We start from the raw sequence: 19,953 nt of genomic DNA on the forward strand, positions 1-19,953 counted from the left end.
CTTCTCTCATGCTGGGTACAGCTGGGTGAAGATTTACAGCGTGGCTGCGTCGATCACGAAGCGGTAGCGCACGTCGGACTTGACGACGCGGTCGTATGCCTCGTTGATCTTCTCGGCCGGGATGACCTCGATCTCGGCACCGATGTGGTGCTCGGCGCAGAAGTCGAGCATTTCCTGGGTCTCGGCGATGCCACCGACCATCGAACCGGCGAAGGAGCGACGGTTGGCCAGCAGGTTGAACGCGGGCACCTCGAGGGGCTTCTCGGGAACACCGAGCTCGACGAGGGTGCCGTTACGGGCGAGCAGTCCGAGGTACTTGCCCATCGGCAGGTTCGCGGAGACCGTGTTGAGGATCAGGTCGAACTTGCCCTGCAGATCCTTGAGGGCGGTGGTGTCCTTGGTGGCGTAGTACTCGTCGGCACCGTAGGCCTTGCCGTCGGCTTCCTTGGCGTCGGTCTGGCTCAGCACGGTGACGTGTGCTCCGAGTGCGTGCGCGATCTTGACGCCGATGTGGCCGAGGCCGCCCATGCCGATGATGGCGACCTTCTTGCCCGGTCCTGCGCCCCAGTGCTTGAGCGGCGAGTACAGGGTGATGCCTGCGCACAGCAGAGGTGCGGCGACGTCGAGCTCGACGCCCTCCGGGATTCCGAGAACGAACTTCTCCGTCACGACGATCTGGGTGGAGTAGCCGCCGTGGGTGAACTCGCCCTCGTAGGTCTTCGAGTTGTACGTCTGGACGACGCCCTTGGTGCAGTACTGCTCGTCGCCGTCCTTGCACGCCTCGCACTCGCCACAGGAGTCCACGAAGCAGCCGACGCCGACGCGGTCGCCCACCTTGCGGCTGGTCACCTCGGAGCCGACCTCGGCCACGATGCCTGCGATCTCGTGCCCGGGAACGACGGGGTACGTGGTGCCACCCCACTCGTTACGGGCGGTGTGGATATCGGAGTGACAGATGCCGGCGAACTTGACGTCGATGAGGATGTCATGGGGTCCGACAGCGCGTCGCTCGATCGTCGCCTTCTCGAGCGGGGCGTCAGGAGCGGTGGCCTGGTAAGCGGTAGCTGAAGTCATAAGTACATTGCTACCTACGCATCGGTGCAAGCGCAAGGCAGCTACCGCCTCGACCAGGCTATTCCTACTCTAAACGAGTCGTTCGCAACAGTAACGTCAGCTGTTCTTGGCGATGTTGCCGCCGAGCCACAGAACGTATGCGCCCAGACCGATCAGTCCGATCTTGCGAGTCTTGGGGTATGCGATCGCGGCACCGACCGCCAGTTCGGTGGCTCCGTTGCGACTGATCCAGGTCCGAGTGTCCTTGGGGAACGGAAGCTTGGTGATTCCCTCGAACGCCTCGGGCACCACGAAGTGGGCGGCGCCGGTGGCCGCCAACCCGATCCCGAATGCCTTGGGAACCACACTGTTCGACTTCGTGGACTTGCTCACTGACATGCTCCTGTGATCGAAGTGACTGCATTCGCAGACCGACAATAGCGGTCCGGTGACCGTCGCGGGGCAACCCGCCCGCGGCGGTGTCTACTTTGCGATTCGGCCGTTCTCGTAGCGGTAGAAACCGGCTCCGGCCTTCTTGCCCATGTGCCCCGATTCGACCATTCGCAGCAGCAGCGGCGGTGCCAGGAAGAGAGGTTCCTCGAACTCCGAGTACATGGAATCGGCAATGGCTTTGACCGTGTCGAGGCCGATCAGATCGGCGAGTGCGAGCGGCCCCATGGGGTGCGCCAGACCCAGCACTGTCGCCTTGTCGACGTCCTCCTTGGTGGCGAATCCGGATTCGACCATGCGAATCGCGGAGAGCAGATACGGCACGAGCAACGCGTTGACGACGAAGCCCGAGCGATCTGCCGAGCGCACGACCTGTTTGCCGAGAACATCGCCCGCGAAGCGCTCGGCGCGGTCTGCCACTGCCGGTGACGTCAGGTCGGTGGTGACGAGCTCGACGAGTGGCAGTACCGGGACCGGGTTGAAGAAGTGCAGACCCACGACTCGGCCGGGTGCCGTCGTGGCGGCTCCCAGGCTCACGATGGGAATGGAGGAGGTGTTGGAGGCGATGACAGCGTTTGGGTCGGTCACCACCGAGTCGAGTTCGGCGAAGATGTCGGTCTTGATCTTCTCGTCTTCGAGCACTGCTTCGACGACCAGTTGGCGATCACCGAAGTCGGCGAGGTCGGCGGTGAATCGCAGCCTGCATGCCGCTTGCTCACGCTCACGTTCGGTGATCTTGCCGCTGCTGACGCCGCGGTCCAGCGATTGCAGGATGCGGCTGCGACCGGCCGTCGCCAGTTCGCGGGTCTGTTCGTGGACCAACACGTCGACGTGCGCACGGGCGCAGACCTCCGCGATTCCTGCACCCATCTGCCCCGCTCCGACGATCCCCACCCTCTCGACCGTCACAGTGACACTCCTTCAACAAACGTTGCGCTACAACATCTCTCGTGAGATGGGGGTAACTCTTGCCGGGTACGCCCAAGACCATCGTGATACAGAACAGGCGGCCCGCAACGAAAGTTGCGGACCGCCTGACTAGTGCGCTGAAGATCCGGGGAGGCGGACTAGCTCCGGGGAGGCGGGCTAGCTCAGTGGAACTGGCCTTCTTCGGTGGAGCCCTTCAGTGCTGCCGTCGAGGTGTTGGGGTCGACGGTGGTGGCGATGCGGTCGAAGTAGCCTGCACCGACCTCACGCTGGTGCTTGATGGCGGTGAAGCCGCGCTCTTCGGCAGCCTTGAACTCGCGCTCCTGCAGGTCGACGAACGCGGTCATGCCTTCGCGGGCGTAGCCGTGTGCCAGGTCGAACATGCCGTAGTTGAGCGAGTGGAAGCCTGCCAGAGTGATGAACTGGAACTTGAAGCCCATGGCACCGAGTTCCTTCTGGAACTTCGCGATGGTCGCGTCGTCCAGGTGCGCCTTCCAGTTGAACGAAGGCGAGCAGTTGTAGGCGAGCAGCTGGTCCGGGAACTCGCTGCGAACCGACTCGGAGAACTTCTTGGCGACCTCGAGATCCGGCACGCCGGTCTCCATCCAGATGAGGTCGGCGTACGGGGCGTAGGCCTTCGCACGGGCGATGCAGGGCTCGATGCCGTTCTTGACGCCGAAGAAGCCTTCTGCGGTGCGGGTTCCGTCGAGGAATTCACGGTCACGCTCGTCGACGTCGGAGGTGATCAGCGTGGCTGCCTCGGCGTCGGTGCGGGCGATGATGACCGACGGGACGTCGGCGACGTCGGACGCGAGGCGTGCCGAGGTCAGGGTTCGGATGTGCTGCTGGGTGGGGATGAGCACCTTGCCGCCGAGGTGGCCGCACTTCTTCTCCGATGCGAGCTGGTCCTCCCAGTGCACGCCTGCGGCGCCGGCCACGATCATGGCCTTCTGCAGCTCGTAGGCGTTCAGTGCGCCACCGAAGCCGGCTTCGGCGTCGGCGACGATCGGTGCGACCCAGTTCTTGACGGAGGTATCGCCCTCGATCTTGGCGATCTCGTCGGCGCGCAGGAGTGCGTTGTTGATGCGACGGACGACGGACGGCACCGAGTTGGCCGGGTAGAGGCTCTGGTCCGGGTAGGTGTGACCCGAGAGGTTGGCGTCGCCTGCGACCTGCCAGCCGGAGAGGTAGATCGCCTGGAGGCCGGCGCGAATCTGCTGCACGGCCTGGTTGCCGGTGAGGGCACCGAGCGAGTTGATGTAGTCCTCGTTGTTGACGAGGTCCCACAGGATCTCGCTGCCGCGGCGAGCGAGGGTCGCTTCTTCGACGACGGTGCCCTGGAGGTCGGAGACCTGCTGTGCGGTGAAGTTACGGGTGACGCCCTTCCAGCGGGGGTTGGTGTCCCAATCCTGCTGGATCTCGGCGGTGGTCTTCGGGGTGCCGGTGGTCGACATCTTCAGCTCCAGTCTCTTCTGCTTCTCGGCCTGCCTCGAGACGAATCTTCACATCGTTGCCAGGCCCTTCTGGTGTACTCCAGAACAATGGCACACCCGAAAACATGCGTCTACCAGTTGTTAGTGCCAATCTTGGCTAGCTTTACGGGCGTCGTTGCTAATGTTGCAAATTTTTGGTCGACACAAACCTCTCCGATCGGACAGCGTGGTTACTCGCCAGTAGCGATGAATCCCCAGTTGATGAACGGAATGAACAAAATTCTTTACCGGACGCTTGTACGGTTTGACGAGGGCGTCTGAATCGAGTCAGAAACCGAGCACTATGTGATCGACATCACAGCTGCCTCATCCCACGATGTGAGCATGGCACGGGTTGCTCCCCTCGACACCACTTTCGCGGGGATCCCCCGACCGACGCCACCGAGTGGAGCAGAAGTTGCACTCATCCACAGGCTGGCACCTGTCCACAGGGCTTTCGATTTCCCCAGGTCGAGCATCGAAGACCACCCACGCCATCGCCGACGCTGCACCCATGACAGCCGACTCCACTCCCGCCCAACCCGGTCATTCCGCAGACTCCACTCCCGCCCAACCCGGTCATTCCGCAGGCTCCACTCCCGGCCCCGCCACATTCCGACAGCTCGTCTCCTCCGGACTCCATCCCAGCACCGTCTCGCGACGCTTCACCCGCGTTCTGCCGACGGTCCATATGCGCGGGGAGCCGTCGACGATGGATCGGTGTCGGGCCATCGCCCTGTGGCGACCCGATGCCGTACTCAGTCACCGTTCGGCCGCATACCTACGCGGCTGGACGACCGAGCCGTCCACTCTCGATGCAACCGTCCCCCGCTCGGCCCGGTTGCGACCACCGCCATGGCTCCGACTGCACCGTCGCGCACTCGATTCCCGGCTCGTCGACGAGGTCGAGTCACTGCCTTGCACCACTCCTGCGCAGACGATGCTCGATTGCCTGGCGGTACTCCCTCGCGAAGAGGCCGAGTTGCTGATCGACGAGCGTCTGAAGTTCGGACTCGACCCTGCGTCGCTCATCTGCCTACTCGAGCGATTCCCGGGTCGACGCGGCAACGCAGAGTTGGCCCGTCAGGTCCGGTTGGCAGTGACGAGGTTCGCCTCGGAACCGGAGCGGGCCCTCGGCCGGGCATTGCATCGGATCGGCCTGTATCTGGAGATGAATGCGACAGTCGGCTCGTTCGTCTGCGACCTCGTCGACCGTCGCAGCCGAACGATCATCGAGGTGGACGGACGCGAATTCCACAGTGCAGCAGAGGTGTTCAGCAAGGATCGACGTAGACAGAACGCCCTGGTACTGGGTGGCTGGTTGGTGCTGCGCTACTCGGCGTTCGATGTGCTTGCCGCGCCGGATGTGGTGGCTGCCGAAATCGCGTCGGTTGTCAGGCGGCGTCGGGAATCGCGGCGATGAGAGCACACAATGCTCCACTCGCCGGTCCGCACGAGGGATTTACCGGATCCACCGCGCCGAGTGGAGCACCCATTGCATCAGGCGCCGCGATGAACCCACAGAGCAGAAAATGCTCCACTCCCGGGGCCGCGTACGACATTTTTCGCACGCGGCCCCGGGAGTGGAGCACCGGTTGCCGAGATCAGATGCGAACGCCGGTTCGGTCGTCGCTGCGTGCAATCACCTGCGACGTGATCGGCGTCCGACGCGAGGCCAGCACGCCGAGGCCGCCCATCGCGGCGATGACGAGTCCTCCGACGATCGCGAACAGGTCGGCGGCGAGCAATCCGGACGGGAACACCATCAGCGCGGGCGAGACAGCAAGCAGCAACCCGAGGCCGACGTGGGTCCAATGACTCTGTCTCGACGAGGATCCGATGGCCCAGAGTGCAGACGACGCCGCAAGGATGCCGAGCACGAGGATGGCACCGGTGACTTCCTGGTCTCCCTGGACGGGAAGCCAGACGGTCGATGCGACGAGCACGGCTCCGGTGACGAAGACGACGACGTCCCTGACGATTTCCGATGTGCGTTGACGATTGGACATGACCGCTCCTCGTGGTGCGTGGTGAATAGCTCGTACACCGGTATACGCCCGTACTTCGGCTAATGTTCCCGTTGGCTGTCGAATTGTGACCCAGTAGCCGATTGCGAACGGTGTTAACCCGATTCTTCGCAGGCGTAGCCTGGCGATATGTCGAAAACCTTCGTCGGCGTGCGGCTTCGGCAGCTCCGCAGCGAACGCAGCATGAGCCAGGTGTCACTGGCGCAGAAGCTCGGGATCTCCGCCAGTTATCTCAACCAGATCGAGCACGACGTGCGTCCACTGACGGTGCCGGTGTTGCTGCGGATCTCCGAGGTGTTCGGCGTCGACACGTCGTTCTTCTCCTCCGAGGACGACACCAGGCTGGTTGCCGAACTCCGCGAAGTGGCGCTCGATCAGGATATGGGGATCGATGCCGATGCCCACGAGATCGCGCAGATGGTCAGCTCTCACCCGCAGTTGGCGCGGGCGATGGTCAACATGCACCGCCGATACCGCAATACGACGGCTCAGCTGTTGGCCGCTACCGAGGAGCGGTTCTCCGACGGCAGTGGCAGTGGTTCGATCAGCAAGCCGCACGAGGAAGTGCGTGACTACTTCTATCAGCGGCAGAATTATCTGCACGAATTGGACACTGCGGCAGAGGCTCTGACCTCGAGAATCCGGTTCCATCGCGCCGACGTCGGTGGCGAGATCGCCAAGCGGCTGCGGACGGTTCACGACGTGCAGATCGTCAATCGCATCGACCTCGGCGAGAACGTGCTGCATCGGTTCGATCCGCAGACGCGAGTGCTGGAGATCTCACCGCATCTGTCCGGCGGGCAGAAGGTGTTCAGGTACGCCGCCGAACTCGCCTATCTCGAATGCGGGGATCTGCTGAAGAAGATGGCCGACGAGGGCAACTTCACCAGTGAGTCGTCGAAGAAGTTGGCGGTGCTCGGTTTCGCGAACTACTTCGCGGCCGCGACGGTGTTGCCGTACCACCAGTTCCACGACGTCGCCGAGGATTTCCGGTACGACATCGAGCGGCTCTCGGCCTTCTTCTCGGTCAGCTACGAGACCATCTGCCATCGCCTGTCCACCTTGCAGAGACCCGAGCTGCGGGGTGTTCCGTTCTCGTTCGTGCGCGTCGATCGCGCCGGGAACATGTCGAAGCGCCAGTCCGCCACAGGCTTTCACTTCTCGTCCAGTGGTGGCACGTGCCCACTGTGGAATGTGTACGAGACCTTCGCCTATCCGGGCAAGATCATGACGCAGATCGCCGAGATGCCCGACGGCCGCAGTTACCTGTGGATCGCACGCACCGTGGAGCGACGTGCCGCGCGATACGGACAGCCCGGCAAGACCTTCGCCATCGGCCTCGGATGCGAACTGCGCCACGCCGGTCGGCTGGTGTACGCCGACGGTCTGGACGTACAGGGCTCGGCGGCGGCGACACCGATCGGAGCGGGCTGCCGGGTGTGCGAGCGTTCCAACTGCCCGCAACGCGCGTTTCCGCCACTGGGTAAGGACCTCGACATCGACGAGCACCGAAGTTCGGTGTCGCCGTATCTCGTTCGCTGAGAAGAAAGGAAGACTGGAATGACTCGTATCGGCGTTGTACTGCGACCCGAACTTGCGCCGGAGGATCTCGTCGACGCGGCATGTGCGGCCGACCGCGCAGGCGTCGACGAGGTGTGGTTGTGGGAGGACTGCTTCTACTCCGGTGGATTGTCGGCTGCTGCACTGGTTCTCGCGAACACCGAACACGTGAGCGTCGGCATCGGGGTGCTACCGACTCCGATGCGGAACGTGGCAGCCACAGCCATGGAGATCGCTACCGTGGCCCGTGTCCATCCGGGGCGGCTCCGCGTGGGGCTCGGACACGGAGTTCAATCGTGGATGGGGCAGATCGGGGCGCGAGTGCAGTCGCCTCTGACATTGCTGACCGAACAGATGACAGCGCTCACCGCACTGTTGGCGGGCGAGAGCGTCACCGTCCAGGGCCGGTACGTCTCGCTCGACAACGTGCAGCTGAATTGGCCTCCGCTGCAACCGCCGCCGCTGCTCGTCGGTGCGACGGGGCCGAAGACTCTGGCCCTGAGCGGACGCACCGGTGTGGGAACCATCCTCACGAGCGAGACGTCACCGGATCAGGTGCGAACGGCCATCGAGCACATCGATGGTGGGCCGGACCACGAGATCGTCGTCTACATTGCCGCCGTGACCGATTCCGATGTCGCGCTGAGCAACCTGCAACGCTGGATCGATGCCGGTGCCACCACCGTCGTACTCGAACCCCCTGCGGACCGAGCGGATCCGACCACGTTGTTCACCCACGCCGCGGCATTGACGGCACAGGTCAGCTCGCCGTGAATCCCCTGGCACGATCTTTGTCCTCGGTCGTCCACAGTGTGGTCGTCACCTCGGCCCGCACCAATGGAATCACCTCTTCGGCGAACTGTCGTAACGTGTCCTTCTGACGCTCGAAGTCCAATACGTGGTTGATCGAAACCGATTGCAGATCATGGCCGTACGCGTCGTGGTAGTCGAGTATCTTCGCCGCGACGCGTTCGGACGAGCCCACCAGTGCGGGCCCCCGCGCTACCGCGTCGTCGATGGTCCGAAAGCTCGTCACCTTGCCCTTGGCCGCCGGATCGTGTTTGCGCTTGTCCTGCTGCGCGACGATGCCCTCGTAGATCGGCCGATACTCGGCAACGGCAGCCTCGGTCGTCGTACCGAGGAACAACCCCCCGGAGCCAGAACCCACGTACGCCCTGTCCGGGTCATGACCGTGATTGCGATACTGCTCGCGGTAGCGGTCGATGAGTTCCTTGTAGTTCTCCCTCGGCTGCAGTGCGTTGGCTGTCACGATGGGGTCTCCCCACTCGGCCGCCAGATCGACCGCCTCGATCGACGTGGCCGAACCGTGCCAGATTCGAAACGGCCCGTCGAAGGGCCTGGGCAGTGTGGTGGCGTCGGACAACGGATGTCGGTGGCGCCCGGTCCAATCCACGTGCTCCTCACGGATCAGCCTGCGGAGCAGTTCGTAGTTCTCGGTGAGGTACTCGTACTGGCGCGCGATGTCGAGTCCGAACAGTGGGTACTGCAGTACTTCGTTGCCTTTGCCGATGACGACTTCGAGGCGGCCTCGACTCAGTTGATCGACGGTGCCGAGGTCTTCGGCGACGCGAATCGGGTCCAACACCGACAGGACGGTGACGCCGGTGGACAACAGAATGCGATGTGTCGCCTGCGCGAGCGCGCCGAGAAGCACCGTGGGAGCGGACGAGAGCACGTCTCCCGCGTGCCGTTCTCCGACAGAGAACGAATCGATGCCCAGTTCTTCTGCAAGAACGGCGAGTTCGATCAACCGGTCGAATCGGTCGGCCGGGTGCACGACTGCACCGGTGACCGGGTGCGGCGGGTTGAAGACGATGTCGAGAACCTGAAAGCGCATAGTTCTACCGGGACTTCCAGCCGAGGGACTCGAACGATTGCCTGAGCGTCACACGCGAACCGATCGCCTCACCGCTGCGCAGGCGCGACAGTACCGACGAGATCCACGATGACGTACGCCCCTGTGTCACATAGTATTCCGATAATCGTTGCTCGTAGACAGGCACCGCAGCGTCGGCCACCACGGCGTCGTAGTTTTCATGATGGAGCACCGAGGAGATGGGCAATCGCGGCTTCACCCCGGCCGTATCCTCGCCCGCTCGGCCCAGCGCCAAGCCCACCACCGGAACCGATTGTTCGGCCAATGCCAGCTCGGCAGCAATCTCGTCGGGTGCGTTGCGCACCGCCCCGACATACACCGTCCCCCATCCCAGCGACTCCGCAGCGACGACGGCGTTCTGCGCGGCCAGCGCTGCATCGATGGCACCGAGAATCGTACTGTCGAAGTAGTCGGCACCGCCGAGTTCGGCGTCGTGCGCTGCGGCGAGCCGTCGGGCCCGCCCGAGATCGGCCACGAACACCAGGAACACCGCAGCCTCGGCGATGAACGCCTGGTTGCCGGCCAGCGCCGCCAGGCGCTTCTTGCGCGCCGGGTCTCGTACCGCGATCACGCTCCAGGCCTGCAGGTTCGATGACGTCGGCGCGGATTGGGCTGCGGCGACGATGGTCTCGATCGTCTCGGTGTCGATCGGATCGTCTGTGAACGTCCGCACCGAGTGATGCGACAGCAGAACGTCGATCGTCTCGTTCGTGTACGCCAATGCCGTCAGAGCAGGATCGCGGTAGCGCTGCTGAACCCACGAGGCCGAAAGGGAGGTCACGTGTCCCACGCTCCTCCGAACGACGCCGACGCGCCACAGTTGCGCTCGCCGTGATTCGAAGGCTAGGGCTTTCGGTGCCGATGCTGCCGGAGGTAGCGTCCCGCGTCGGCGAACGCGCGTGCTCGACGCGTGAGTGTGGGTGGGGCGGGCTTCTCACCTCGCCACAGGCGGTACAGGGTGCTCATGCTCAGGATGAGTCGTTCCGGTGAGTCCCAGTGTGAGTACTGCCCGAATTCAGGAGATTTCAGCAGGTTGAGGGCGGCTTCGGTTGGACCGAGCCCGGCGTCGAAGCAGCTGCGTCCGGCCTCGGATACCCAGGTCCAATAGTTGTGGAGCGCCCGGATCTCGTCGGTGCCGCACAGGGGTCCGTGGCCGGGAACGTAGACGTCGGCATCGAGGTCGAGAAGGTGTTCGAGCGCGTCGATCCAGTTCTGCAGAGGTCCGTGCCAGAGCACCGGGGTGGCGTCGATGAAGAGCAGGTCGCCGGCGAACACGACTCCGACGTCGGGGAGATGGGCGATGAGGTCGCCTTCGGTGTGTGCCGGGCCCAGGTACCGCAGGTGGACCGGCCGCCCCGCCACGTCGATGGTCTCGGTGGTGTCGAAGGTGTGGTCGGGCAGTCTCGGCAGACTCGTGGGGAAGGTGGCGTCGCCGCGAACTCGGTCCATGTAGGAGCCTATTGCCCCGACCGGCCCCGGCACCCAACCGATCTTCGCGCCGACAGATGCGAACGCGTCCACCCCTTTCGGCGGTGTTTCCTCTTTCATCGCGTGCAGCGACGCGGTACTGGTGGTGATGCGGGCGGTGGCAGGGACGGTGTCGTTTCCCCACCAGTGATCGCCGTCGGAGTGGGTGTTGAGTACCTCGGTGATCGGTGCGTCGGCGACCAGTTCGGCGGTGTCGGCGACGACTCGCTGCGCCCAGTTCACATCCCACACGGTGTCGATCAGCATCGACGCCGAACCCGGTGCCACGATCAGTCCGGTGTTGGTCTGCCCCCAGCTGCCGGGCGGTCGCATGAATGCCCAGGTGTCGTCGGCGATCTGTCGATACCCCACCTCTGTGTCTGCCACCGCCACAGGCTAGCCGGTGAGCAGCTCCTGCGGGCTCGAGTTGGACCGACATTCGGTCCTGATCGATGCGGGGGAGTTGGACATCTTGTCGGGTGGCGAAGTCTCGTCCGTAGGTGCAGGCTTTGCAGAACCGAAACAGTCGACGCTAGGGGTTCAGTGATGACGGTGCCTGTCCTGCAGAACTACATCGACGGGGCGTTCGTGACGCCGTCGGGCACCGAGATGCTCGATGTGGTGAATCCGGTGGACGAGTCGATCGTCGCCCACTCCCCCATCTCCGACGCCGCCGATGTCGATGCCGCGATGTCGGCCGCTGCCAGAGCATTCGAGACCTGGGGCAAGACGACGCCGACCGAACGGCAGAAGGTGCTGTTGAAGCTCGCCGACGCCATCGAAGCGCACAGCGACGAGATCGTCGAGGCGCAGAGCCGCAACACCGGTCAGCCCAAGGCCACCATCGCGGCCGAGGAAGTCACTGTCGGTGCCGATCAGATCCGATTCTTCGCAGGCGCGGCACGGATGCTCGAGGGCAAATCTGCGGGCGAGTACATGGACGGCTTCACCTCGTACGTGCGCCGCGAACCGATCGGCGTCGTCGGGCAGGTGACCCCATGGAACTACCCGTTCATGATGGCGATCTGGAAGATCGGTCCCGCGCTGGCCGCGGGAAACACCATCGTGCTCAAGCCGAGTGACACCACCCCCGAGAGCACGCTGGTGCTCGCGAAGCTCTCGAAGGGCATCGTGCCCGACGGGGTGTTCAACGTCGTGCTCGGGAACGGCGGCACCGGTGCGGCGATCGTGGAACACAAGACTCCCGGCCTGGTCTCGATCACCGGATCCGTTCGCGCCGGCATCGCTGTTGCCGTGGCCGCCGCCAAGCAACTCAAGCGGGCGCACCTCGAACTCGGCGGCAAGGCACCGGCAATCGTGTTCGACGACGTCGACATCGCCAAAGCCGCCGACGGTATCGCCGAGGCCGCGTTCTTCAACGCCGGCCAGGACTGCACCGCTGTCACCCGCGTCCTGGTCCACGAGTCGGCGCACGACGGACTCGTCGATGCCCTTGTCGCCAAGGCGAAGACGCTGAAAGTCGGCCTGCCCGACGACCCCGATACCTTCCTCGGGCCACTGAACAACGTCAACCACTTCGGTCAGGTGAGCGCCAAGGTCGCGGGTATCGGCGAACACGCCACCATCGTCACCGGTGGCAAGCGCATCGGCGATACGGGCTTCTTCTTCGAGCCGACCATCATCACCGGCGTGCAGCAGTCCGATCCCATCGTGCAGGAGGAGACCTTCGGCCCGGTGCTCACGGTGCAGAAATTCGGCGACGAGGCGGAGGCGATCGCGCTGGCCAACGACGTCGACTTCGGTCTCGCATCGAGCGTCTGGACTTCCGATCACGCACGCACACTGCGCATCTCGGCAGCTCTGGACTTCGGAGCCGTATGGGTCAACTGCCACATCCCGTTGGTGGCCGAAATGCCGCACGGAGGATTCAAGTACTCCGGCTACGGCAAGGATCTCTCGGCCTACGGGGTCGAGGACTACACCCGCATCAAGCACGTCATGAGCTCGACGGAGACTCTTCGATGACCTTTCACCCCCTCGATCCCCTGTCCAGCGACGAATTCGCCACCGTAGCCGAGGTTCTCGGTCGCGACCACGGAGTCGGCGACGGCTGGCGCTACGCCTCGATCGAGATGATCGAACCGGCCAAGTCCGAGATCGCCGCATTCGACGCGGACGGTACCGTGCCTGCGCGTCGAGCAGTCTCGGTGGTGTTGAACCGCAACGAGAACACGACGTTCAAGGCCGTGGTGTCACTCGACGATCGCACCACCGAATCGTGGACGCACATTCCGGATGTGCAGCCCAACTTCACCGTCGACGAGTGGGAGGAGGCCGACGCGGCCCTGCGTGCCCACCCCGATGTGATTGCCGCCCTTGCCGATCGCGGTATCACCGATCTGGATCTGGTGTTCATGGACACCTGGACCTACGGCGAGGCAGTGACGCCCGAGAAGTACAAGGGTCGACGCCTGGGCTGGTCCGACACGTGGGTCAAGGCCTCGGAGGGTGCCAATCCCTATGCCGGGCCGGTCGGCGGTTTCCACTGCGTCATCGACGTGAACACGATGGAACTGCTCGAGATCGAGGACACGTATCGCGTCGAGCGACCGGAGATCATGGGTGAGTACGTGCCCCGCCACATCCCGGAGCGAATCAGGAACGCGAGCACCCGCCCACCCCTGAAGCCCCTCGAGATCACTCAGACCGACGGGCCGTCGTTCGAGCTCGACGGCAACAAGCTGACGTGGCAGAACTGGTCGCTTCGCGTGGGGTTCAACTATCGCGAGGGCATGACTCTGCACGCCGTCAGCTACAACGACAACGGGAACGTGCGGTCCGTTGCCAATCGAATGTCGTTCGCGGAGATGGTCGTTCCGTATCGCGATCACACCGAGGACCACTACCGACGCACCGCGTTCGACATCGGCGAATGGGGCCTGGGCTTCATGACCACCTCGCTCGAGCTCGGCTGCGATTGCCTCGGCGAGATCCGGTACCTCGATGCAGTGCTGCACAACAGCAAGGGTGAGCCGTACACGATCACCAACGCGATCTGCATTCACGAGGAAGACAACGCCGTGCTGTGGAAGCACGTCGATCACGACGCCGGAGCCGAGGTGCGACGGATGCGTCGGCTCACGGTCAGCTTCCATGCAACGGTTGCCAACTACGAATACCTCGTCTACTGGCGGTTCTATCAGGACGGCAACATCGAGTGCGAGGTCCGCGCGACGGGCATCATGGTCGTCACCCACTTCGACGAGGGCGGCACCCATCCGTCCGGAACGCTGGTCGACAACCGCACGTATGCGCCCTACCACCAGCACTTCCTGGTCGCCCGGCTGGATCTGGACATCGACGGCACCGAGAACACCGTGTATTCCAGTGAAACCCAACGTGTTCCGATGGGACCGGACAACCCTTACGGTCTCGCGCTGACTCAGGTCAACACTCCGCTGACCACCGAGTCCGAAGGCAAGCAGGATTACGACTGGAACACCCAGAAGGCGTGGAAAGTCGTCAACGACAACGTCACCAACGGCCTCGGCACCCGGCCCGCCTACAAGTTGGTTCCGGGAGCGGCCATCCCGTCGATGTTCGATCCCGCATCGCCGATCTTCCAGCGAGCCCAGGTGATCGGCCACACCGTCTGGGTCACCCCCAACTCACCCGACGAGCGTTGGCCCAGCGGCGAGTTCGTGAACCAGAGCGGCATCGACCACGGGCTACCGGAGTGGACCGAGAAGGATCGCAGCATCGAGAACACCGACGTCGTCGTCTGGTACACCTTCGGCATCCACCACATCACGCGACCGGAGGACTGGCCGGTGATGCCCGCGGACACGGTCTCGTTCTGGCTCAAGCCGTTCGGGTTCTTCGATCGAAATCCATCGCTCGACGTCACACCGTCGGAACCGAAGTCGTGCCACACCGATCCCGGTAGCACCTGCCATTAGCTCGCCCAACCTCAGGGAAGGTCCGCCCATGCGTCTGATCGTGGGGTACCAGGCAACACCGAGTGGAGCAGACGGAATCGCTCTGGGGGCAACGCTCGCGCGTTCGCTGCAGGCATCGCTGGACATCTGCCTGGTCTTGCCCCAGGAGCGGCCGGTGCCGTCCAAAGCGCCGGTGGAGGCCGGATACGACGACATCCTGATCGATCGGGCCACCGGCTGGCTCGACGAGGCACTCACCCTGGTACCCGAGGACGTACAGGCACGCGCACACCTGTTGTTCGACGAGTCCTTCGCGCAGGGCCTGCTCGACTGTGTGGACGAGTGTGAGGCCTACATGATCGTGGTCGGTGCGGCCGGTGACGGTCTGCTCGGACGCCATTCGATCGGTACCGTCACCAGCGATCTTCTGCATGTGTCGCATGTGCCGCTCGCGCTGGCTCCGCGGGGGTATCGGCACTCGCCGCCGCAGCGCATCCGGGAAATCACCTGTGCCATCGGAAATCGGCCGGGGGCAGCCGAACTCGTGCGGGCAGCCACCGACCTGTCCGTCACCGCCGAGTTGCCGCTGCGGCTGCTCTCCCTCGTGTCCGCAGAAGAGCAATCGGCACGGGGTCCGGACGGTCTCGCCAAGGCCGAGGAGGTGCTGCGGACCGTGCAAGCGGAACTGCCCGCAGGGTCGGACGTGCAGTTGACGGTGGCGGAGGGCTCCGGCATCGAGAAGGCCGCCTCGTCGCTCGACTGGCACGACGGCGACGTGTTGATGGTGGGGTCGTCTCGACTCGCCCAGCCTCACCGGCTCTTCCTGGGATCGGTTGCCGCCAAGATGCTTCGGGTCGTTCCCGTTCCGATGATCGTTGTTCCGAGAGAGGCCGACGATGAATGAGCACAAGGTAGTCGACGTCGAGTCCAAGGGCCTGTCCGCCGGCCAGCTCGGGTTGCTCGCCAGTGTGGTGCTGGGCATCTCGACCATCGCACCCGCGTATGCACTCACTGCGTCGCTCGGGCCGACCGTCACCGAAGTCGGAGTACATCTGCCCGCGATCTTCATCGTCGGCTTCATCCCGATGTTGCTGGTGGCCTTGGGCTACCGAGAGCTCAACGCGGCGGAGCCCGACAGCGGCACGTCGTTCACGTGGGCGTCGAAGGCCTTCGGCCCGTACGTCGGATGGATGGGTGGCTGGGGCCTGATCGCGGCCACCATCATCGTGCTCTCGAACCTGGCCGGAGTGGCCGTCGACTTCTTCTATCTCTTTCTCGCCCAGGTCACCAGCAACGACTCCTTGGCCGACCTGACCGGCAACAAGCTCGTCAACATCGTCACGTGCCTGGTGTTCATGGCGTTGGCGGCGTGGCTCTGCTATCGCGGCATGCAGGAGACCAAGCGCGTTCAGTACACGATGCTCGGCTTCCAGCTGCTGGTGATGGCGTGGTTCATCGTTGCCGCGTTCGTCAAGGTCGGTTCCGGCGATGGGGCCGAGGACATCTCGTTCAGCCTGGACTGGTTCGACCCGTTCGGCATCCCGAGCTTCTCGGCGTTCACGGCCGGCCTGTCGCTGTCGATCTTCATGTACTGGGGCTGGGACGTCTGCCTGACGGTCAACGAGGAAACCTCGGGCAGCGCAAAGATTCCCGGCCGCGCAGCGCTGGTCACGGTGTTCTTCATCATCGTGCTCTACTTGCTCACGGCAGTGGCAACCCTGCTGTTCGCCGGCACCGGCGACACCGGAAACGGACTGCAGAATCCCGACACCACCGACAACGTGTTCGCCGCCCTCGCCGGGCCGGTGATGGGCCCCTTCGCGATCCTACTGTCCCTGGCCGTGTTGAGCAGCTCCGCCAGTTCGCTGCAGGCCACGTTCATCTCACCGGCCCGTACTCTGCTCGCGATGGGCCACTACCAGGCACTACCCAAGCGGTTCGCCTCCATCACACCGAGATTCAGCACCCCGGGCTTCGCGACACTCGTCGCAGGCGGGGCGTCGGCCGGGTTCTATGCCGTGATGCGGGTGGTGAGCGACAACGTTCTCACCGATACCATCGCTGCTCTGGGCCTGATGATCTGCTTCTACTACGGCATCACCGCATTCGCCTGCGTCTGGTATTTCCGCGAGGAACTGTTCACCAGCACCCGAAACGTCTTCTTCAAGTTCCTGGCCCCGCTACTCGGTGGCGTCGGGATGGCAGTGGTGTTCGTGCAGACCTCGGTCGACGCCTGGGACCCCGAATTCGGCAGCGGCTCATCACTGTTCGGTATCGGCATGGTGTTCCTCATCGGCGTCGGCATCATCGTTCTCGGCCTCGTCATCATGGCGGTGGTGGCGCTGCGCAAGCCGGAATTCTTCAAGGGCAACATTCTCCGCCGCGACACTCCGTCACTGATCGTCGAGGACTGACGACCCACCTGGACTTCACCGATGCCCGGGGCCACGATGTCGCTTCCGGCGATCAGCCGTCGAGCATGTTCGCGGGCGCCGGATCGAATCCGGCCAGCAGCGCGCGGAGTCCGTACTCGAAGGCCTCGTCGGAGCGGGAGGACTTGGAGGACGCGGTGTCGAGGGCTGCGCGCAGTGCGTGACCGACTTCGACACTCGGTCGCCACGGGGCCTCCGGTGCCGCCAGGTCGAGTGCCGAGCCGAGGACGAAGCTGTCGAGAACAGTGATGATGTTCAGCACGTCGGCGGGTCCGAATTCCGCCGCTGTGAGGGCATCTGCCAGCGCGTTGTACATGCCGAAGGCGTGAGCACTGTTGACGGCATGCTCGGTGAGCAACGGAATCAGACGTGGATAGCGGGCGTAGCTGTCGCGGTACGCGCGGGCGATCTGCGCGACGGTTTCACGCCAATCGAGCCCGTGTCCCGGTAGCGCGACCTCGGACATCGCGCGTTCGCGCAACAACTCGACTATCTCTTCGCGTCCCGACACATGGTTGTACAGCGACGACGGGCTGACGCCGAGTTTCTTGGCGAGGAGCGGGATGGTGAAGCCACCGGTATCGGCCACCAGCGCGAGGGCTGCAGTGGTGATTCGTGCGGTGTCCAACAGTGACACGGACGGTCTCCCCACGGTGCGCACCCTTCTTCCTCTTGCGGTTCCGATCGCAGTCGACAATACTTAACGAATCACATTCGTTTTATCGGAGGTCCCATGCTGACGATCACCGCACTCACCGCGCCCGAGGCCCTGACCCGCACCACCCCGACCGATCGGGCACCGCTCCGCGTGGGGTTGGTTCAGCATCGCTGGAACCCCGATGCCGCGGCGTTGAAAGCCGAATTGCTCGAGGCCATCTCCGCCGCCGCGAACCTCGGGGCGAAGGTCGTCTTCCTGCCCGAGATCACCCTGCTGCGCTACCCTGCCGACACCCGCGCCGGAGCCGACCCGGGCAAAGAAGCCGAGGATCTGCTGACCGGACCCACGTTCACACTCGCTGCCGAGGCCGCAGCCGCGAACGGCATCGTGGTCCATGCTTCGCTGTACGAGAAGTCCGAAGCAGCGGACGGATTGGGCTTCAATTCCGCCATCATGGTCTCCCCGACGGGCGAACTGCTGGCGCGAACCAGAAAGCTGCACATCCCCATCTCGGCCGGGTACTACGAGGACACCTACTTCCGGGCCGGCCCGGCCGAGGACCCGTATCCCGTGTACTCCCCGGCGGAACTCGGCGGTGCCAGAGTGGGCCTGCCCACCTGCTGGGACGAGTGGTTCCCCGAGGTCGCGCGCAGTTACGCACTCGGCGGCGCGGAGATTCTCGCGTATCCGACGGCCATCGGGTCCGAGCCCTCGTTCCCGGCCTTCGACACCCAACCGCTGTGGCAACACGTCATCGTCGGCCACGGCATCTCGAACGGCCTGTTCATGGTGGTACCCAACCGCTGCGGCGACGAAGGCGAGATCACCTTCTACGGTTCGTCGTTCATCTCCGATCCCTACGGCCGCATCCTGGTTCAGGCACCCCGCGACGAATCGGCCGTCCTCGTCGCGGATCTCGACCTCGATCAGCGTCGAGAATGGTTGGAGCTGTTCCCCTTCCTCCTGACACGCAGACCCGACACGTACGGCCGCCTCACCGAGCCGGTGAACGCCGACGCACCGTACGGTGACGGACACGCCGCGACACCGGTGATCAAATGAACACCGCCGCAACGACGTTCACGATGCCGTCGGAGACCGCGCCGCAGGACAAGGTGTGGATGGCGTTCCCCTGCGAGGGATACTCACTCGGCGACGATCCGGAGGCCAAGCACGAGGCCCGCTCCACATGGGCTGCCGTCGCCCACGCTGTTGCCGAATTCGAGCCGGTGACCGTCGTCGTCGATCCGGCCGAACGCGCGGTCGCATCGACGTACCTCTCGCGTGATATCGACATCGTCGAAGCACCGTTGAACGACGCCTGGATGCGCGATATCGGTCCGACATTCGTTCATGCACAGGACGGTTCGGTGGCCGCCGTCGACTGGGTCTTCAACGGCTGGGGTGCACAGGACTGGGCGCAGTGGGACAAGGACAGCCGTATCGGCGAGTTCGTGGCGAATCAGGCTGCAGTACAGCGAATCACGTCGCCGATGGTCAACGAGGGCGGCGGCATCGCGGTCGACGGCGCGGGCACGGTGCTGGTGACCGAAACCGTGCAACTCGATCCGGGCCGCAACCCCGGACTGTCGAAAGCCGACGTCGAAGCGGAACTCGCACGAACCATCGGTGCGCGGCACGTCATCTGGCTGCCGCGCGGACTGACGCGCGATTCCATGCGTTTCGGTACTCGCGGGCATGTCGACATCGTCGCGGCCGTCCCGTCGCCGGGAACGGTGCTGGTGCATCGGCAACACGACAGGGCTCACCCCGACTACGAGGTCAGTTCACTGATCGTCGACGCCTTGCGTGCCACCCACGACGGCTCGGGTGAGGATTGGAACATCGTGGAGGTGCCTGCTCCGCGGACACTGCGTGATGCCGACGGCTTCGTCGACTACAGCTACATCAATCATCTGGTGGTCAACGGCGGCGTGATCGCCTGCAGTTACGACGACCCGTCCGACGCCGACGCGGCAGCGATCCTGCGCGAGGCGTACCCGGGCCGGGACGTGGTGACCGTGGACGCGAGGCCACTGTTCGAGCGAGGCGGTGGGATCCACTGCATCACCCAACACCAGCCTTCGGCGAGGAATCTCGGCTGACAGTCG

The 19,953-nt window shown here is 64.2% G+C and carries 18 protein-coding genes; 9 read left to right on the top strand and 9 right to left on the bottom strand.

What is annotated here, in order from left to right:
* Window positions 1-33: 33 nt before the first annotated feature.
* From CH274_RS27360 to aceA, 4 genes are all read right to left on the bottom strand, one after another.
* Window positions 34-1,074, bottom strand: coding sequence for an NAD(P)-dependent alcohol dehydrogenase (locus CH274_RS27360; protein WP_032393841.1), 1,041 nt, complete (start codon window positions 1,072-1,074; stop codon window positions 34-36).
* 96 nt (window positions 1,075-1,170) lie between these two features.
* Window positions 1,171-1,446 (bottom strand): hypothetical protein, encoded by a 276-nt coding sequence (locus CH274_RS27365; protein ID WP_032393840.1) that lies wholly within the window; start codon window positions 1,444-1,446, stop codon window positions 1,171-1,173.
* A gap of 90 nt (window positions 1,447-1,536) precedes the next feature.
* Window positions 1,537-2,412: a 3-hydroxybutyryl-CoA dehydrogenase gene (locus tag CH274_RS27370; RefSeq protein WP_032393839.1), complete on the bottom strand. Its 876-nt coding sequence runs from the start codon at window positions 2,410-2,412 to the stop codon at window positions 1,537-1,539.
* Between the two features lie 182 nt (window positions 2,413-2,594).
* Window positions 2,595-3,884: an isocitrate lyase gene (gene aceA / locus CH274_RS27375; RefSeq protein WP_027498404.1), complete on the bottom strand. Its 1,290-nt coding sequence runs from the start codon at window positions 3,882-3,884 to the stop codon at window positions 2,595-2,597.
* 532 nt (window positions 3,885-4,416) lie between these two features.
* Between aceA and CH274_RS27380 the strand changes: the two genes are divergently transcribed.
* A complete protein-coding gene (locus tag CH274_RS27380; RefSeq protein ID WP_094659445.1) occupies window positions 4,417-5,325 on the top strand; it encodes a DUF559 domain-containing protein in 909 nt (302 codons plus the stop codon).
* Window positions 5,326-5,506: 181 nt separating this feature from the next.
* Here CH274_RS27380 and CH274_RS27385 read toward each other — a convergent pair whose 3' ends face one another.
* Window positions 5,507-5,911 (bottom strand): SPW repeat domain-containing protein, encoded by a 405-nt coding sequence (locus CH274_RS27385; RefSeq protein ID WP_094659446.1) that lies wholly within the window; start codon window positions 5,909-5,911, stop codon window positions 5,507-5,509.
* Window positions 5,912-6,058: 147 nt separating this feature from the next.
* On the opposite strand from CH274_RS27385, the gene ramB reads away from it, so the two are divergent.
* Together ramB and CH274_RS27395 are read left to right on the top strand one after the other, a co-directional pair.
* A complete protein-coding gene (gene ramB, locus CH274_RS27390; protein WP_032393837.1) occupies window positions 6,059-7,471 on the top strand; it encodes an acetate metabolism transcriptional regulator RamB in 1,413 nt (470 codons plus the stop codon).
* A gap of 18 nt (window positions 7,472-7,489) precedes the next feature.
* A complete protein-coding gene (locus CH274_RS27395) occupies window positions 7,490-8,263 on the top strand; it encodes an LLM class flavin-dependent oxidoreductase (RefSeq protein ID WP_094659447.1) in 774 nt (257 codons plus the stop codon).
* On the opposite strand, the gene CH274_RS27400 is transcribed toward CH274_RS27395, so the two are convergent.
* The 3 genes from CH274_RS27400 to CH274_RS27410 form a co-directional block, all read right to left on the bottom strand.
* Window positions 8,250-9,347 carry an LLM class flavin-dependent oxidoreductase gene (locus CH274_RS27400; RefSeq protein WP_094659448.1) on the bottom strand — a complete coding sequence of 366 codons (1,098 nt, stop codon included), beginning with the start codon at window positions 9,345-9,347 and terminating at the stop codon, window positions 8,250-8,252. The genes CH274_RS27395 and CH274_RS27400 overlap by 14 nt on opposite strands.
* A gap of 4 nt (window positions 9,348-9,351) precedes the next feature.
* The gene (locus tag CH274_RS27405) at window positions 9,352-10,167 is read right to left on the bottom strand and encodes an NADPH-dependent oxidoreductase (protein ID WP_094629759.1); all 816 of its coding nucleotides are present in this window, start codon (window positions 10,165-10,167) and stop codon (window positions 9,352-9,354) included.
* 62 nt (window positions 10,168-10,229) lie between these two features.
* Entirely contained in the window at window positions 10,230-11,240 is a 1,011-nt protein-coding gene (locus CH274_RS27410) for an MBL fold metallo-hydrolase (protein ID WP_256993711.1), read from the bottom strand.
* A 159-nt stretch (window positions 11,241-11,399) separates the two neighbouring features.
* Here CH274_RS27410 and CH274_RS27415 point away from each other — a divergent pair, with 159 nt between their 5' ends.
* The 4 genes from CH274_RS27415 to CH274_RS27430 are packed head-to-tail and all read left to right on the top strand — an operon-like array spanning window position 11,400 to window position 17,166.
* Window positions 11,400-12,839 carry a gamma-aminobutyraldehyde dehydrogenase gene (locus CH274_RS27415; RefSeq protein WP_094659449.1) on the top strand — a complete coding sequence of 480 codons (1,440 nt, stop codon included), beginning with the start codon at window positions 11,400-11,402 and terminating at the stop codon, window positions 12,837-12,839.
* On the top strand, window positions 12,836-14,773 hold the full coding sequence (locus tag CH274_RS27420; RefSeq protein WP_094659450.1) for a primary-amine oxidase: 1,938 nt from the start codon (window positions 12,836-12,838) through the stop codon (window positions 14,771-14,773). Before CH274_RS27415 ends, CH274_RS27420 begins: the two co-directional genes overlap by 4 nt.
* 28 nt (window positions 14,774-14,801) lie before the next feature.
* The gene (locus CH274_RS27425) at window positions 14,802-15,656 is read left to right on the top strand and encodes a universal stress protein (protein WP_094659451.1); all 855 of its coding nucleotides are present in this window, start codon (window positions 14,802-14,804) and stop codon (window positions 15,654-15,656) included.
* Window positions 15,649-17,166, top strand: a complete 1,518-nt coding sequence (locus CH274_RS27430) for an APC family permease (RefSeq protein WP_094659452.1) — start codon at window positions 15,649-15,651, stop codon at window positions 17,164-17,166. The genes CH274_RS27425 and CH274_RS27430 overlap by 8 nt, the downstream gene beginning before the upstream one ends.
* 52 nt (window positions 17,167-17,218) lie before the next feature.
* Here CH274_RS27430 and CH274_RS27435 read toward each other — a convergent pair whose 3' ends face one another.
* Window positions 17,219-17,836 carry a TetR/AcrR family transcriptional regulator gene (locus CH274_RS27435; protein WP_179275881.1) on the bottom strand — a complete coding sequence of 206 codons (618 nt, stop codon included), beginning with the start codon at window positions 17,834-17,836 and terminating at the stop codon, window positions 17,219-17,221.
* An 81-nt stretch (window positions 17,837-17,917) separates the two neighbouring features.
* On the opposite strand from CH274_RS27435, the gene CH274_RS27440 reads away from it, so the two are divergent.
* Window positions 17,918-18,904: a nitrilase-related carbon-nitrogen hydrolase gene (locus CH274_RS27440; protein ID WP_094629764.1), complete on the top strand. Its 987-nt coding sequence runs from the start codon at window positions 17,918-17,920 to the stop codon at window positions 18,902-18,904.
* Window positions 18,901-19,947, top strand: a complete 1,047-nt coding sequence (locus tag CH274_RS27445; RefSeq protein ID WP_045198839.1) for an agmatine deiminase family protein — start codon at window positions 18,901-18,903, stop codon at window positions 19,945-19,947. Before CH274_RS27440 ends, CH274_RS27445 begins: the two co-directional genes overlap by 4 nt.
* Window positions 19,948-19,953 lie beyond the last annotated feature (6 nt).

It is taken from the genome of Rhodococcus sp. 06-418-5 (assembly GCF_002258285.1).
Lineage (GTDB): Bacteria > Actinomycetota > Actinomycetes > Mycobacteriales > Mycobacteriaceae > Rhodococcoides.